The sequence below is a fragment of the Microbacterium sp. Cr-K20 genome, from assembly GCF_000708325.1.
GTDB lineage: Bacteria > Actinomycetota > Actinomycetes > Actinomycetales > Microbacteriaceae > Microbacterium.
Map to the genome: position 1 here is coordinate 1 of NZ_JARE01000050.1, position 15098 is coordinate 15098.

The 15098-nt window shown below is 68.1% G+C and carries 13 protein-coding genes; 8 read left to right on the forward strand and 5 right to left on the reverse strand.

Annotated elements, in window-relative coordinates:
• Window positions 1-265 precede the first annotated feature (265 nt).
• From GZ67_RS0110825 to GZ67_RS0110835, 3 genes are read right to left on the reverse strand one after another with little or no spacing between them, the layout of a single operon-like run.
• Window positions 266-1348, reverse strand: a complete 1083-nt coding sequence (locus GZ67_RS0110825) for a glycoside hydrolase family 130 protein (protein WP_029261510.1) — start codon at window positions 1346-1348, stop codon at window positions 266-268.
• Window positions 1349-1382: 34 nt separating this feature from the next.
• The gene (locus GZ67_RS0110830; RefSeq protein WP_051662488.1) at window positions 1383-2255 is read right to left on the reverse strand and encodes a carbohydrate ABC transporter permease; all 873 of its coding nucleotides are present in this window, start codon (window positions 2253-2255) and stop codon (window positions 1383-1385) included.
• Window positions 2252-3190 (reverse strand): carbohydrate ABC transporter permease, encoded by a 939-nt coding sequence (locus GZ67_RS0110835; protein WP_036303250.1) that lies wholly within the window; start codon window positions 3188-3190, stop codon window positions 2252-2254. The genes GZ67_RS0110830 and GZ67_RS0110835 overlap by 4 nt, the downstream gene beginning before the upstream one ends.
• Before the next feature lie 217 nt (window positions 3191-3407).
• Between GZ67_RS0110835 and GZ67_RS0110840 the strand changes: the two genes are divergently transcribed.
• On the forward strand, window positions 3408-4529 hold the full coding sequence (locus GZ67_RS0110840) for a LacI family DNA-binding transcriptional regulator (RefSeq protein WP_081859974.1): 1122 nt from the start codon (window positions 3408-3410) through the stop codon (window positions 4527-4529).
• Window positions 4526-5311 carry an HAD-IIB family hydrolase gene (locus GZ67_RS0110845; protein WP_036303254.1) on the forward strand — a complete coding sequence of 262 codons (786 nt, stop codon included), beginning with the start codon at window positions 4526-4528 and terminating at the stop codon, window positions 5309-5311. Before GZ67_RS0110840 ends, GZ67_RS0110845 begins: the two co-directional genes overlap by 4 nt.
• 22 nt (window positions 5312-5333) lie before the next feature.
• Here the strand turns inward: GZ67_RS0110845 and solA are convergent, their stop codons facing one another.
• Both solA and GZ67_RS0110855 read right to left on the reverse strand, forming a co-directional pair.
• Window positions 5334-6515, reverse strand: coding sequence for an N-methyl-L-tryptophan oxidase (gene solA / locus GZ67_RS0110850; RefSeq protein ID WP_036303257.1), 1182 nt, complete (start codon window positions 6513-6515; stop codon window positions 5334-5336).
• Complete coding sequence (locus GZ67_RS0110855; RefSeq protein WP_029261516.1) at window positions 6512-7078, reverse strand: TetR/AcrR family transcriptional regulator; 567 nt, start codon at window positions 7076-7078, stop codon at window positions 6512-6514. Before GZ67_RS0110855 ends, solA begins: the two co-directional genes overlap by 4 nt.
• Before the next feature lie 94 nt (window positions 7079-7172).
• Between GZ67_RS0110855 and GZ67_RS0110860 the strand changes: the two genes are divergently transcribed.
• The 6 genes from GZ67_RS0110860 to GZ67_RS0110890 all read left to right on the forward strand — a co-directional run bounded on the left by GZ67_RS0110860 (window position 7173) and on the right by GZ67_RS0110890 (window position 15052).
• Window positions 7173-8399 carry a metal-dependent hydrolase family protein gene (locus GZ67_RS0110860; RefSeq protein ID WP_029261517.1) on the forward strand — a complete coding sequence of 409 codons (1227 nt, stop codon included), beginning with the start codon at window positions 7173-7175 and terminating at the stop codon, window positions 8397-8399.
• 5 nt (window positions 8400-8404) lie between these two features.
• A complete protein-coding gene (locus tag GZ67_RS0110865; RefSeq protein ID WP_231481792.1) occupies window positions 8405-9298 on the forward strand; it encodes an alpha/beta hydrolase in 894 nt (297 codons plus the stop codon).
• The gene (locus GZ67_RS0110870) at window positions 9291-10670 is read left to right on the forward strand and encodes an FAD-binding oxidoreductase (protein ID WP_442921936.1); all 1380 of its coding nucleotides are present in this window, start codon (window positions 9291-9293) and stop codon (window positions 10668-10670) included. Before GZ67_RS0110865 ends, GZ67_RS0110870 begins: the two co-directional genes overlap by 8 nt.
• A gap of 197 nt (window positions 10671-10867) precedes the next feature.
• Complete coding sequence (locus tag GZ67_RS0110880; RefSeq protein WP_029261519.1) at window positions 10868-11965, forward strand: ATP-binding protein; 1098 nt, start codon at window positions 10868-10870, stop codon at window positions 11963-11965.
• Window positions 11962-12555, forward strand: coding sequence for a hypothetical protein (locus GZ67_RS0110885; protein WP_051662489.1), 594 nt, complete (start codon window positions 11962-11964; stop codon window positions 12553-12555). The genes GZ67_RS0110880 and GZ67_RS0110885 overlap by 4 nt, the downstream gene beginning before the upstream one ends.
• Before the next feature lie 130 nt (window positions 12556-12685).
• The gene (locus tag GZ67_RS0110890; RefSeq protein WP_029261521.1) at window positions 12686-15052 is read left to right on the forward strand and encodes an arylsulfatase; all 2367 of its coding nucleotides are present in this window, start codon (window positions 12686-12688) and stop codon (window positions 15050-15052) included.
• The last annotated feature ends 46 nt before the right edge of the window (window positions 15053-15098 follow it).

The following is a 15098-nucleotide window of genomic DNA, read 5'->3' on the forward strand; positions in this document are numbered from 1 at the left end:
CGGCGCGCTCCCCGCCACCGGAGGCGACCTCGCCTGGCTGCCGTGGACGCTCGCCATGGCGCTGCTGCTGCTGCTCTCGGGCGCTGTAGCGATGAAGGCGCGACGGCAGCCCCGCGACTGAACCGCGGCACCGACGCAGGGGCCGTCTCCCGAGGGAGGCGGCCCCTTCGTCGGTGCCCTCGCGCGAACGCCAGGCCCATGTTCGGACCACGCATGCGGAAGGGCCGCCTCCCCGATCAGGAGACGGCCCTTCGAAGGCTGCGGATCAGAGGCGGGTGAGCTCCGCGACACCGATCGACGAGTCGGCCATGCCGTAGAAGACGAACGTCCGTCCTCCGATCTCCTCGACCGCAGTGGGGAACACGACGTTTCCGAGGGTTCCCTGCAGCTCCTCCGCGGTCTCGGGTGCGAGCAGGGGCTCCGCCGAGCGGGCGAGCACGCGGCGCGGGTTCTCCGCGTCGAGGAGGATCGCACCTGCCGAGTAGCGCGAGCCGTAGGCCAGCTCGAAGCCCTTCGGAGTGGCGCCCGAGACGCCGTGGTGCAGCAGCAGCCAGCCTTCCGGCACGCGCAGCGGCGAGGGTCCGGCGCCGATCTTCGCGCTCTCGTAGGACATCTCGGGCCCGACGAGCATCGCCGAGTCGTGCAGGCGCGTCAGGGCCGTGATGTCTGCCGTCGCCTGGTCGAGGTCGATGTAGCCGATCCAGATCGAGGGACGTACTTCGTCGATGCCTGCCGGGGGTCGTGCCCCCTCGCCGGGTCGCAGCCAGTCGAGATCCCACATCGGGCGGTGCAGCACGGCGATGCGCGGCTTCCCGTCAGGACCGGGCACCGGCTCGGGGAAGAAGACGATGTCCTTGTTGGCGAACAGGTTCAGGTCGGTCGCGAGTTCGGGCTGATAGGCGAACTGGATCGGGCCGAGACGGTGCCACGTGACGGTGTCGCGCGAGTACGCGAGCGCCGGTCGTGGCCCCAGCGGTCCGTAGGCGATGTACGTCATGACGTGCAGGCCGAGCGGTTCCAGGAAGGTGATGCGCGGGTCTTCGACTCCGGCGTTCTGGTGGCCGTGCTCCCACTGCTCGTCGGGGGAGAGCACGAGGCCGAGGCGCTCGACACCCGTCGGCACGCCGTCCTCGATGATGACGCGGGCTCGCGCGATTCGTGAGACGTTGCCCTCTGCGACGACCCGTGGGTAGAGGTAGAGCTCGCCGTCCGGCCCCCAGGCGGTGCCGGGGTTGAGGACGCCCTCGGCCTCGAGCGGGTCGGCGGGGTCGGCGGTCATGATCGTGCCCAGTCGCGTCAGGGCGTAGGGGATCGCAGTCGTCGGAGCGGAGGAGGGGAATGGGGTCATTGCCTTGCTTTCGGGGTGTTTCGGGGTCGACGGCTCAGCCCTTGATGGCGGAGCCGAGGTTCGCGGACGTGAAGTGTCGCTGGAACATCAGGAACAGCACGACCACCGGCACGGCGAGCACGCATGCGCCCGCGAGGACCGCTCCCATCGGATTCTCGAGGAACGAGCCGTTCGTCTGTGAGAAGTTCGCGAGGCTGACAGCGAGAGTCTGTTTCGTCGCATCCTTCGTGACGAGGAACGGCCACAGGAACTCGTTCCACGGTCCGATGAACGTCACGAGCATCGCCGTGAGCACGGCCGGGCGCACGAGCGGAACCGCGATGAGGAGCAGGATGCGCAGTTCGCTGGCCCCGTCGATGCGTGCGGCGTCGAACACGTCGCGGGGGATCTGCAGGAAGTACTGGCGGAAGATCAGCACGGCGACCGAGTTGATCGCGAACGGCAGGATCATCCCGATGAAGTTGTCGGCCAGGCCGAAGTAGCGCACGACCATGACGTACAGCGGGATCATGAGCAACTGGAACGGGATCGCCTGCACGAGCAGCACGAGCGCGAACACGAGCCCGCGTCCTCGGAACGACAGCACTGCGAGCGCATAGCCGACGAGCAGCCCGAACACGAGCGTGCAGCCGACCACGCCGGCGGTGAAGATGAGCGAGTTCAGCAGCGAGCCGAACAGGTTCACCGATTCGTTGATCTCGACGAAGTTGTCGACGGTGAGGTTCTGCGGCAGCGGGAGGAGGCCGAGGAGGCTGGTGTCGCGTTTGCGCTGGAGGGCGCCGATCACCATGTAGTAGAACGGCACGAGGGCGGCGAGGGCTCCGACGAGGAGCAGGGCGAATCTCAGGGCGGAGATCACCCGGCCGCTGCGGCCGGGGCGCGTCGCCCGGGTGGTCGTGGCGGTCATCGGGTCCTGCCTTCCGTGATGCGGCGCGAGACGAGCGAGACGATCATCACGGCGACGACGAGGATCATCCCGATCGCGGCGGCGATATCAGGCTTCCCCTGCTGGATCCCCTGCTGGTACATGAGCAGCGCCGGGGTCATCGATGCGCCGTTCGGCCCGCCGCCGGTCAGCAGGTACGGCTCGGTGAAGATCTGGCCGGTGGTGATGATCGACAGCAGCACGACGAGGGAGGTCACGGGGCGCACGGCGGGGAGCGTGACCGAGCGGAAGCGCTGCCAGCGTCCTGCCCCGTCGAGCTGCGCGGCCTCGTGCAGCTCCTTCGGCACGTTCTGCAGCGCGGCGAGGTAGAGCAGGATGTAGAAGCCGAGGTTCTTCCACGTGACGTACACCGCGATGAGCGGCATGATCAGGGCCGGGTTCGCGAGCCACGAGGGGTCGGGCGCGAGCGATCCGAGCATCGAGTTCACGACGCCGTTGCCGTTGAAGAGGAAGATCCAGACCGCGAGCGTCGCGACGGATGCCGTCACGTACGGAACGTAGTACGAGATGCGGAAGAAGCCCTTCCAGTGCACGACGGCGTCGAGACCGGACGAGAGCAGCAGTCCGAGGACGACGGTGAGTGGCACGTTGATCACGAGGAAGATCAGGAGGTTGCCGAACGCCTGATGCACAACGGGGTCGCCGAGGACCGTCGCGAAGTTCTCGAAGCCCACGAAGGGGTGGGGCACCTCCACCCCAGGGGCGGTGAAGTAGAAGTCGTGCACCGACATCCAGATGCCGAAGCCGAAGGGGATCAGGAACACCACGATGACGAAGAGCATGTAGGGGGCGCTCAACAGCAGGCCGAGCGGATTCTCGCCGAGCCAGCGACGCAGCGTGCTGCCGCGTCGGCGGACCCCGACGTTCGATTCCTGCGCTGGTGCGTCACTGCCCATGGCGTGTGTTCCTCACTGATGCGACCGTCCGCCGAGTGCCCGTGCATCGATCTCGGACGGGTCCCGGCGTTGACAACTCTCTTAGTAAACCGGTTTTGGTCAATCTGGTCAACTGGTGGGGTCGCCCTGATCATGTCGGCGGGATTCGGCGCGACACAGGCCATATTGGAGATCTCAGAGTGACTAAATCCGGCTAAACGTGGGATACGATTCGAGCATGACAGCGACCCCCTCCGAAGCGCCGGATAGTGGTACGGGTGCGAGAGACTCCATCGCGGCGGCGGCGGCTCCGCGCGACCGCAAGGTGACGATCGATGACGTCGCAGCTCGGGCCGGCGTTTCCAAGAGCGCGGTGTCGTTCGCGTTCAATGGTCGGCCAGGTGTGGGTGAGGAGACGAAGGAGCGCATCCTCCAGGCGGCCCGTGAACTCGAGTGGCGTCCGGATGCGCGAGCGCGTGCCCTGTCGCGGAGCCGCGCACAGGCTCTGGGGCTCGTGATCCTCCGTGACCCTGAACTGGTCAGCACCGATCCATTCTTCGCTCAGTTCGTCGCCGGTGTGGAAAGCCACCTCTCGACGGTCGGATATGCCCTGGTGCTTCAGGTCGTAGACGGACAGGACGCCGAGAAGGAGGCATACTCGCGGTTCGCGCGAGAAGCGCGCGTCGACGGAGTGTTCATCACCGACCTTCGTGTCGACGACGAGCGGCCGAGCGCGCTCGCTGCGTTGGGTGTGCCCTACGTCGTCCTCGGATCGCCCGAGGGCGAGGGGAGTGCTCCCATCGGATTGGACGACGCGGCCGGCGTCCGGCGCGCCGTCCGTCATCTGCATGCGCTCGGTCACCAGCGCATCGCCCATGTCGCCGGGGGCGACAGGTACGTGCACTCGCGCGTGCGCCGTGAAGCCTGGGAATCGGAGATGCGCCGGCTCGGGCTTGAGCCGGGTGGTGTGGCGCAGGGGGACTTCACCGGAGGATCGGGAGCACGAGCCACGCACGAGCTGCTCGACCAGACGGAAGCGCCGACGGCGATCATCTACGCCAACGACATCATGGCGATTGCGGGAATCTCGGCAGCGATCGACCGGGGTCTGCGTGTGCCGCAGGACCTCTCGGTGGTGGGATTCGACGACATCCCGCTGGCGCCGTACATCACACCGCCGCTGACCACGGTGCGACAAGACGTCTTCCGGTGGGGCAATGCCTGCGCCCGCACACTGGTGGCGCTGATCGAAGAGCGGGAGCACGCGCCGATCGACTTGCCCGCGGTCGAGTTCGTGGTGCGGGGAAGCACGGCGAAGGTGCCGATGCCGTCGGAGACCCTCCCAGAAGGGAACGAATGAACGACGGCGCTCCCCGTCTGATCGCGTTCGATCTCGACGACACGCTCGCGCCGTCGAAGAGCGCTATCCACCCCGTGATGGGAAGGCTGCTGTGTGCGCTCGCCGGCCGCATCGACGTCGCCATCATCTCGGGAGGAAGCCTCGAGCAGTTCCTCGTTCAAGTCGTGGATCGACTGCCCGAGGCGGATGCCGCGACTCTCTCCAGCTTTCACCTGCTTCCTGCCTGCGGAACCCAGTACTACCGAATCGGACTCGCCGGCGTCGAGACCGTGTACGCCCGCAGCCTCGCCGCAGACGCCCGAGCCGAGGCAATGGCTGTAGTGGAGGAGGAGGCTCGGCGACTCGGCCTGTGGGAGACCAGGCCCTGGGGCGAGATCGTCGAAGACCGAGGGTCGCAAGTCACATTCTCCGCGCTGGGCCAGCACGCTCCCGTCGGTGCCAAGTCCGCGTGGGACCCGACCGGAACGAAGAAGAATGCGCTGCGCGCCGCCGTCGCCGCTCGCCTCCCGGAGCTGGAGGTGCGGTCGGGTGGCTCGACCTCGGTCGACATCACCGAGCGCGGTATCGACAAGGCCTACGGGATGAAGCGGCTCGTCGAGCAGACAGGCATCCCGCTCGACGACATGCTCTTCGTCGGCGACCGTCTGGACGTCGACGGGAACGACTATCCGGTGCTCGCGATGGGCGTCCCCTGCAAAGCCGTTGCAGGTTGGGAGGACACAGCCGCATTTCTCCGAGGTCTCATCCTCCGCTCAGGGGTGCGGGACAGCACTGCTGGATGAGGCTGACGCGCCCGCCGTCCCGTCACCCCGGCCCCAGCCGGAAGACGGGCACGAAGTCGGGGTCGACGATCGCCGGCCGCCGCAGGCTGAACGCGGAGATTTCGTGCTCGGTGCGGCCGACGGTCAGCAGTTCGGCGAGGATCCGCCCCATCAGGCTCGCGAACTTGCCCGCGTGGCCGGCGCCGTTGAACACGGCGACATGGGGATGGCCGGGGATGGTGTCGAGCACGAAGTCGCGGTCGGCGGGCATGTCGTACACGCAGGTCTTGCTCACCAGGAGCGGGCCGGCGGCGGCCGGAAGGTGCTCCCGGAGGAAGTCGTGGAGCAGCAGCGGCTCCGTGTCGTCGGGGACGAACGTGCGCCCCGACGATGAGATGAAGCGCCCGCGCATGTCCCGGGCGATCTTGATCGCCGCTTCGCCGTAGACGGGGAACCCGTAGTGCACCTCGTCGGCGTGATGGATCCAGATGGGGAACCTGTCCGGAGTGAACTCCGCGAGGTTCGATGAGGAGAAGTACCCGACCTGCTCCTGGCTCAGCGTGAGATCGAAGGAGAGGCCGAGGTCAGGCATGAGGTCGCCCAGCCACGAACCGGCGGCGACGACGAGGTGGCCAGCGTCGAACGAACCCTCCGACGTCGTGACCGTGACCCCTCCCGTCGTGACCTGAACGCCGGTCACGACCACCCCCGAGCGGAACTCGACCCCGGCGGCCCGTGCGAGCGACACATGAGCGGACACCGACCGGCGGATGTCGAGGATGCCGCCGTCCGCCTGATGGATCCCGATCGTGTCGTCGCTCACGTTCCACTGCGGATACTGCGTGCGGATGTCGTCGATCGTCAGCTCGTCGTAGCGGATGCCCGCGGCATCCATCGCCCGGCGGTACCCGTCGATCTCCGCCGCGCCGGGGCTGCCCGCGGCCGCGAGGTCGATCCCGCCGGTCTTCGTGTAGACCTGAAGGCCCGAACGCTCCTCGACCTGGGCCCAGGCGGCGAACATCGCATCCGTGAGCCGGGTGTACTCCTCGCGATGGTAGGCGCGGCGAATGATCCGAGAATGGTCGCCGGAGGAGCCGAAGGCATGGCCGAGCTCGAACTGCTCGAGCACGAGAACGCGCTCTGCACCGCCCTGCGCCAGCCAGTAGGCGGCCGCGGATCCGATGGCTCCGGCGCCGATGACGATGTGAGAGTAGCCCTGGGTCATGTCGTCGACTCCTTCGTGAACGATGCGATGAAACGGTCTGCGGCGGCATCCACCTCCGCCGAGGGGCTGAGCAGTCGCTGCAGCAGGAGTCCGCGCATGCCGGCGACGGCGACGAGGCTCGACTGCGCGGCATCCGTCGCCGTGAATCCGTCGCGGCGGGCAGCTGCTTCGAGGAGACGCGTCAGATCGTCGAGATCGGCCACGAACTCGTCGTAGGCGCCGCGCTCATAGACGGCCAGGCCGATCAGGTGGAAGAACGCACGGGTCCGCTCCTCCTGTGCTGGGCTCGAATAGAAGTCCCAGATCGCCCGGAACAGATCGATGAATCCGAGGCCCTCGCTCGTCGCCGCGATCATGAGATTGTCGCGGCGGCGTGCTTCGGAGAGCACAGCGCTGAGCAGACCCGGCCGCGAACCGAAGTGGTAGGTCAGCAGCGTGTGGTGCACGCCGAGGCGCTCCGCCACCTGCCGCATCGACAGGTTCGGGCTGGGGCCGTTCTCGCCGAACTCGTCGAACAGCGCCTCCAGGAGCCGTGCCCTTCCTTCGCCCACCGGTGCTCGCATGTTGCCTCCGTTGACTTCTTCACCACTGTTGAGTACGTTAGCGCACAACCAATTCACCACTGTTGAGGACGCAGTCGTTCTCGGAAGAGGCGTCATGACCGAGATCTGGTTCGCAGGCGGGATCATCGCCGACGGGTCCGGCGCCGAGCCTTCGCCCGCGGACGTCTGCGTGGAAGACGGCGTGATCACCCGGATCGGATCGGCTCCGGCGAGCGCGACCACCGTGGACCTCGACGGCATGCTGCTGACGCCCGGCCTGATCGACGCCCATGTGCACTTCGGACTCTCGAGCCCGATCCGCGCGCAGTTCGGCTTCCAGCTCTCGGCCGCCGAGATCGCCGCCGACATCTTCCACACCGCGAGCCGCACCCTCGACGCGGGATTCACCACCGTGCGCGACACCGGAGGCATCGACGGGGGAGTGGTCGACGTCATCGCGAAGGGCAAGGTCCGTGGTCCGCGGGTGCTGTCGTGCGGCCCCGTGCAGTGTCAGACCGGCGGACATGGCTACTACGGGGCGGCGTGGGAGCCGACCGAGCTGTGGGAGACGCACCACATCCCCGGGCTCACGGCCCTGTCCCTCATGTCGGGTAACGCCGACGAGCTGCGGCGCAATGTGCGGGAGTCGTTCCGGCGCGGGGCGACGTTCCTGAAACTGTGCGTCACGGGCGGTGTCGTCGGGGGTCACGACCGCCTCGACGACACGCAGTTCACGGTGGCGGAGATCGCGGTCGCCGTCGAGGAGGCCGCCGCGCGCGGCACCTACGTGACCGTGCATGCGCACAACAACGCCGGCATCCGTAATGCGGTGCAGGCGGGCGTGCGCTGCGTGGAGCACGGCACGGACATCGATGAGCCGACCGCACAGCTCATGCGGGATAACGACGTGGCGCTCGTCCCCACCTTCGCGGTGGTCGATCAGATCATGGACCCCGGGAGCCTCGACGTGGACCCATCGACACGCGACCGCCTGGCCGGCGCTCGTCGCCGCATGGCGAACGCGCTCGAGATCTCCCGCGCAGCGGGCATGCGGATCGGCCTCGGCTCTGACCTCCTCGGACCCGAGCAATACCGCAGAGGCGAGGAGCTGCGACTGCGCGCCGAGCTGGAGTCGCCCATGCAGGCGCTCGTCTCGGCCACCCGCGTCAATGCCGACATCCTCGGCATCGGAGACACCGTCGGGATGCTCCGCGTGGGGATGGCGGCCGACATGGTCGCGTGGGAGCGGAACCCGCTCGACGACGCCCGCATCTTCGCGGATCCGGACATGGCCGCCTTCGTCGTGAAGGCCGGCCGCATCATGAAGGGAGACACCCAGTGAGCGCGATGCTGAACGGCTGCTTGGCCGACACGGAGTACCTCGAGGTCACGGCACGGTCGGGGCATCGCTACGCCGTCTGGGTGACGACACCCCCGGGCTATGCGGAATCCGCCGAGCCCCTGCCGCTGATCTACGTGACGGACGGCAACTGGGCGGTCGGGCTCACGGCCCCGCTCATCGTCACCCAGGCGGACCCCTACCTCACGATCGCTCCCTACATCCAGGTCAGCGTCGGCTATGCCGGTGACGAGGCCGCGCAGTGGGCCCAGCTTCGCAACCGCGACCTCGTGCCGCCGGGAGAACCCGTGGGCGACGAGATGCGCAGGACGCTCACGGCCGCCCGCGACTCCGGGGCGATGACCCCGGAGCACGTCGACGTCTACCTCGCCCAGCTGGCCGACACCCACGCCGACGTCTTCCTCGAATTCCTGACGGAGGAGCTCCACCCCCTCCTGCAGTCGAAGTTCCGTGTGAGCGAGACCGGTCATGGGCTCTTCGGCTACTCCTACGGAGGTCTCTTCGCCCTGTACGCCTGGTTGCAGGCGACGTCTCCGTTCGCGACTTTCGGCGCCGGCAGCCCGGGTGTCGCGGCCACGGACAGCCAGGTGTTCCCGCTGATCGCCGCGCTTTCGAACCACGATCCCGCCTCCTCCGCTCGGCGGCTGCACGTCACGCTGAACGAAGCCGAGCTGTTCGGAGAGATTCCCATCTACCGGGAGATCGGGCGCAACCTGCTCACCGTCCTCGAAGAACTGCATGCGAGGGGACGCGCGGGGGACGTCTCGAGGGCCATGCTGCACGAGACCCACCTCACCGGGCTGCAGGCCTCGTTCCTGAGCTACCTCAAGACCTGCCACACGCGCTCGGGGTCCATCCACGGCGACGATGCCCGTGAGTGAGTCCGCGCTCCTCGCCGATCTCTCCGCGGCTCTTCCCGCCGACCGTCTGACGACGGACCCGGATGTGCTCGAGAGTTACGCGCACGACGACGCCGAGTGGGCGGAGTGGTCGCAGCCCGCCTGCCTCGTGCGACCGCGCACCCCCGAGGAGGTGCAGGCAGTGGTCCGGGCATGCCTGCGCCATGACACCGCGGTCGTCGCCCGTGGGGCGGGCACCGGGCTCTCCGGCGGTGCCAACGCGCTCCCCGGCTGCGTCGTGATCTCCCTGGAGCGGATGAACGCCGTGCTCCAGGTGGACGAGCTCGAGCGCCTCGCCGTCGTGCAGCCCGGGGTGGTGAACGACGACCTCCGCGCCCGCGTCGCCCAGAACGGCCTCTGGTATCCACCGGATCCGGCGAGCTCGCCTTGGTCGACCATCGGCGGCAACGTCGCGACGAATGCCGGCGGGGTCTGCTGCGTGAAGTACGGCGTCACCCGGGACTACGTGCTCGGGATGCAGGTCGTGACCGGGACGGGAGAGCTCGTGCGTCTGGGACGCCGCACCGCGAAGGGCGTCGCGGGATACGACCTGACCGGTCTTCTGGTCGGATCCGAGGGGACGCTCGGTATCGTCACCGAGATCACGGTGCGACTGCGGCCGGCTCGCCCGCCCGAGCAGACGATCGCCGGGTTCTTCGACTCGCTCACCGACGCGGGGGAGGCGGTGCGCGAGGTCGCGGCTGCCGGGCTCACGCCGTCGGCGCTGGAGCTGATCGACCGGAACTGTCTGCGCGCGGTCGACGACTGGAAGAACATGGGGCTCTCGGCCGATGCCGCGGTCGTGCTGCTCGGGCGTGTGGACACCCCGGGCGCCGCAGGGGAGGAAGAGGCCGCCGCACTGTTGGCCGCCTTCGAGCACGGCGGTGCCACGTGGGCCGACCGGAGCACGGACGAGGCCGAGGGGGAGGCGCTCTTCGCCGCCCGACGACTGGCCTATCCGGCCTTGGAACGCCTCGGTCCTGTCCTGACCGAAGACGTGTGCGTCCCGAAAGCCGCCGTTGCGGAGATGCTCGGATGCATCGAGGCCATCGGACTCGCGAATGACGTGCTCATCGCCAACATCGCGCATGCGGGCGACGGCAACCTGCATCCGCTCCTCGTCGTTCCGGCCGGTGACGACGAGGCGCGCGCTCGCGCGGAGAAGGCGTTCACGGAGATCATCGACGCCGCCCTCGCGCTCGGAGGCACGGTCACCGGCGAGCACGGCGTGGGTCTGCTCAAGCGCGAGGGGTTGGTGTCAGAGCTCGCTCCCGCCGTCCTCGACATGCATCGAGCGATCAAGGCCGCGCTCGACCCCGCCGGAATCCTCAACCCCGGCAAGGTCATCGGGTGAGAGCGGGGCGTGCTCGTCACCGGGGTGATTCTGCTCGCCATCGCTCCGTTCGTGTCCTACGCGGTCGTGGCCTGGGCCCCGGGCTTCGCGATCGGGATCCCGTGACGCAACGCCGCCGACTCTGGCGCCCAGCCGCGGGATCGAGGATGATATCGATCATCGCCAGGACACCGTGAACGAAAGGGCGCACCGCGACGATGACGAACCTCACGATCGGAACTGTTCTCGGCGATGCCGGGGCAAGAGCCGAACTCGACGCGCGGCGTTTCAACCGCCACACCTTCTGGGTCGGTCAGAGCGGGAGCGGCAAGACGTACGCGCTCGGCGTGCTGCTGGAGCAGTTGCTGCTGGAGACGGAGCTGCCGATGCTCATCCTCGATCCGAACGGCGACTTCACCCGGTTGCGCGAGACGAGGGCCACGGCGAACGACGCGGATGTGTCGCGGATCGCCGAGGCGGACATCCGCGTCTTCCGCTCCGGCGCAGGCGCGGGCGACGCGGATCGGCTGCACGTGCGCTTCGTCGATCTGGTGCCATCCTCGAAGGCGGCCGTGCTGCGGATCGATCCGATAGCCGACGCCGAGCAGTACAACGCGCTGATCCATGTCGAGCAGGAGGCCGAGAGCTTCGACGCGCGCGACATGCTCCCCGATCTGCGGGCGTCCAACGACCCCGCCCGGGTGGGGCTGGCGAATCGGATGGAGAACCTGCAGGTCCTGGACTGGGAATTGTGGTCCCGCGGGGCCTCGTCGGTGGTGGACACGATCGATCGACGCCCGCGGGCGACGGTGCTCGACCTCGGTGGCTTCGAGCATCGGCCGGAACCGAAGGTCGCCGCTCTGGCGGTTCTCGAGCACCTGTGGTCTCGACGTGAGGAGCGGCGGCCGATACTCATCGTCATCGACGAAGCCCACAACCTGTGCTCGCCTCATCCGGAGACCGCGGTCGAACGGGCGCTCACCGAGCAGCTGGTGCAGATCGCGGCCGAGGGGCGGAAGTTCGGACTCTGGTTGCTGCTCTCCACTCAGCGGCCGACGAAGATCCATCCGAACGTGCTCTCGCAGTGCGACAACCTCGCCCTGATGCGGGTCAATGCGCCACGAGACCTCGCCGAGCTCGCCGACGTCTTCGGTTTCGCCTCGGAGGGGGCCATCCGGCGCTCCGCGGAGTTCGTGCAAGGACAGGCGCTGTTCGCCGGCGGCTTCATCGCCGAGCCGACATTCGTCCAGATGGGCGCGCGGATCACCGAGGAGGCCGGCGGCGACGTGAAGGTCCCGCTACGGGCGCACGCATGAGCGGAATCGAGGACGACGGTGCCCGGCGTGCGGAAGCGGCTTCGGGGCTGAAGACGGGGAGGTCGGCGGCGGACGACGGAATCCTGCGCGTGCATCGTGCGCTGCGCCCCGGGTTCGGGACGGAGGCGGCCGTCTACGGCACCATCCTCGTCAGCGGTCTCGTGGCCGTGTCATCCGCGCACGGCGAGACCTCGTACACAGTGCTCGTCTCCGTCGCGGTCACGGTCCTCGTGTTCTGGGGCGCCCACGTCTACGCCGGCACCGTGGCGCGAGTCAGCGACCGCGACGAGCGAGCCCGCGGAGACAGGGTCGGCGTGCGGGCAGCTTTCGCCGCGTCGGTCACGCACTCCCTCGGCATGCTCAGCTCGGCGGCCGTACCGGCACTCATCCTGCTCGCGGGGACGACCCGTGTCATCCCCGATGGATTCGCGAACGACCTCGCGCTCTGGTCCGGTGTCGTGATCCTCGCTTTCCTCGGCTACGTCGCCTTCCTCCGCCGCGGGAGCCCCCAGATCATCCGCGTGCTCGGTGCGCTGGTCACGGCGTCGTTCGGGATCGCGTTCGTCGTGCTCAAGGCCCTCGTGCACTGAACCCGTGCACCGCCGATGCCCTCCTCCGATTCGGGTGAGGGCATCGGCCTCGCGGCATCCGCCCCTGGGCAGGATGGCTGAAGGCGCGAAGCGCCCGACCGGATCCGCGGGCAGGAGACAGGAGCAGACGATGGGCGACAACACCGAGCGGGCGCGGACGACGCTCCCGATCCCGGACCGCGCGTACGCGGGGCTGATCTCGTACGACGCGAAGAGCGATGATGCGAAGTTCCCGGCGATCCAGCCGTTGCGTCCTCCAGCGGGGGCCCCGAACGTCCTGATCGTGCTGATCGACGATGTGGGCTTCGGTGCGGCTTCGGCCTTCGGCGGGCCATGCCGCACCCCGGCCTTCGAGAAGCTCGCCGCGAACGGGCTGAAGTACTCGCGTTTCCACACCACCGCGATCTGCTCGCCGACACGGGCAGCGCTGCTGGGTGGCCGCAACCACCACACCCTCGGCATGGCCGGCATCACCGAGATGGCCACCGCTGCGCCCGGGTACTCCTCGATACGGCCGAACTCCTGCGCACCGCTCGCCGAGATCCTCAAGCTGAACGGCTACTCGACGGCGCAGCTCGGGAAATGCCATGAGGTGCCCGTGTGGGAGACGAGTCCGGCCGGGCCGTTCGACCGGTGGCCCTCGCCGGGCAACGGCTTCGAGTACTTCTACGGGTTCCTCGGTGGCGAGACCGACCAGTACTACCCGACGCTGCACGAGGGGACGACCCGCATCGACCCTCCCGCGACGCCGGAGGAGGGGTATCACCTCACCGAGGATCTGACCGAGAAAGCCATCGGGTGGGTCAATCAGCAGACCTCGCTGGTGCCGGACAAGCCGTGGTTCATGTACTTCGCACCGGGCGCGACGCACGCCCCGCACCACGTTCCCAAGGAGTGGGCCGACAAGTACAAGGGCGCATTCGACGACGGGTGGGATGTCCAGCGCGAGCGCACCTTCGCGCGCCAGAAGGAGCTCGGGGTCATCCCCGCGGATGCCGAACTCACACCGCGTCACGACATCATCCCCGCGTGGGACGACATGGACGATGCGCTCAAGCCCGTGCTCGCGCGGCAGATGGAGAACTACGCCGGATTCCTGGAGCACACGGATCATCACGTCGGAAAGCTGATCGACGCGCTCGAAGAGCTCGGAGTACTCGACGACACCCTCGTGTACGTGATCATCGGCGACAACGGCGCCTCGGCCGAGGGAACCCTGCAGGGGACGTTCAACGAGTTGATCAGCCTGAACGGCATGGCCGAGATCGAGACGCCCGAATTCCTGATGGAGCGGATCGACGAGATCGGCGGTCCGGAGTCTTCGCCGCACTATGCGGTCGGCTGGGCGCACGCCATGTGCACGCCGTATCAGTGGACCAAGCAGGTGGCGTCGCACTGGGGCGGCACCCGCAACGGCACGATCGTGCACTGGCCGAACGGGATCGAGGCGAAAGGCGAAGTCCGCCACCAGTTCTCTCACGTCATCGACGTGGCCCCGACCGTGCTGGACGCGGCAGGTCTGCCCGAGCCGGACTTCGTGAACGGCGTGGCGCAGAAGCCGTTCGAGGGGGTGTCGATGCGCTTCAGCTTCGACGGCGCGGACGAGCCGGAGCGACACGAGACCCAGTACTTCGAGATCTTCGGCAATCGCGGGGTGTATCACCGCGGCTGGTCGGCGGTCACCAAGCACCGCACGCCCTGGCAGACCACGGGCGACGTCGGTATCGCGTTCGACGATGACGTGTGGGAGCTCTACGACGGTTCGACCGACTGGACCCAGGCCCGAGATCTCGCAGCCGAGAACCCGGCCAAGCTCGCCGAGCTCCAGCGCCAGTTCTTGATCGAGGCCACGCGCTACAACGCGCTTCCGCTCGACGACCGTTCCTTCGAGCGGGTGCTTCCGGACATCGCCGGTCGTCCGACCCTCGTGGGAGACAAGCAGATCCTCCGCCCCGGTATGGGGTCACTGCTCGAGCAGCACGTCGTGAACTGGCGGAATCGCTCGTGGTCGCTCACCGCGCAGATCACCGTGCCCGAGGGTGGGTCGAACGGCGTGCTGCTGAATCTCGGTGGACACTCCGGCGGCTGGGCGTTCTACCTCAAGGAGGGAGCGCCGACGTTCTGCTACAACCTGTTCGGGCTCGAATGGACGCACATCCGCGGCGCGGACGCCGTGCCTCCGGGCGACCACCAGGTGCGGATCGAGTTCGCCTATGACGGCGGCGGTCTCGGCAAGGGCGGCGCCGTGACCCTGTATACCGACGGTATCGAGGTCGGATCGGGTCGGGTTGAGCGGACCGAGGGCATCGGTTTCGGGTATGAGTACACCGACGTCGGGCAGGACAGCCTCTCGCCGGTCACGGACGACTACCCGGCGGGCGCGGCCAATGCGTTCTCCGGGGAGATCCGCTGGGTGGAGCTCGAGGCGGGGCAGGACAGCCATGATCATCTGATCGACCCGGCCACGGTTCTCCGGGCGGCGATGTACAAGCAGTAGGCGGATGCCCCGCACGGGAGGACGCAACCGCTGCGTCCTCCCGTGC

What these genes read in the sequence shown, in the direction of transcription:
- GZ67_RS0110840 (WP_081859974.1), top strand. Translation starts at nt 3,408, where the DNA reads ATGACAGCGACCCCCTCCGAAGCGCCGGATAGTGGTACGGGTGCGAGA.
- GZ67_RS0110885 (WP_051662489.1), top strand. Translation starts at nt 11,962, where the DNA reads ATGAGCGGAATCGAGGACGACGGTGCCCGGCGTGCGGAAGCGGCTTCG.
- GZ67_RS0110880 (WP_029261519.1), top strand. Translation starts at nt 10,868, where the DNA reads ATGACGAACCTCACGATCGGAACTGTTCTCGGCGATGCCGGGGCAAGA.
- GZ67_RS0110890 (WP_029261521.1), top strand. Translation starts at nt 12,686, where the DNA reads ATGGGCGACAACACCGAGCGGGCGCGGACGACGCTCCCGATCCCGGAC.
- solA (WP_036303257.1), bottom strand. Translation starts at nt 6,515, where the DNA reads ATGACCCAGGGCTACTCTCACATCGTCATCGGCGCCGGAGCCATCGGA.
- GZ67_RS0110845 (WP_036303254.1), top strand. Translation starts at nt 4,526, where the DNA reads ATGAACGACGGCGCTCCCCGTCTGATCGCGTTCGATCTCGACGACACG.
- GZ67_RS0110835 (WP_036303250.1), bottom strand. Translation starts at nt 3,190, where the DNA reads ATGGGCAGTGACGCACCAGCGCAGGAATCGAACGTCGGGGTCCGCCGA.
- GZ67_RS0110865 (WP_231481792.1), top strand. Translation starts at nt 8,405, where the DNA reads ATGCTGAACGGCTGCTTGGCCGACACGGAGTACCTCGAGGTCACGGCA.
- GZ67_RS0110825 (WP_029261510.1), bottom strand. Translation starts at nt 1,348, where the DNA reads ATGACCCCATTCCCCTCCTCCGCTCCGACGACTGCGATCCCCTACGCC.
- GZ67_RS0110860 (WP_029261517.1), top strand. Translation starts at nt 7,173, where the DNA reads ATGACCGAGATCTGGTTCGCAGGCGGGATCATCGCCGACGGGTCCGGC.
- GZ67_RS0110830 (WP_051662488.1), bottom strand. Translation starts at nt 2,255, where the DNA reads ATGACCGCCACGACCACCCGGGCGACGCGCCCCGGCCGCAGCGGCCGG.
- GZ67_RS0110855 (WP_029261516.1), bottom strand. Translation starts at nt 7,078, where the DNA reads ATGCGAGCACCGGTGGGCGAAGGAAGGGCACGGCTCCTGGAGGCGCTG.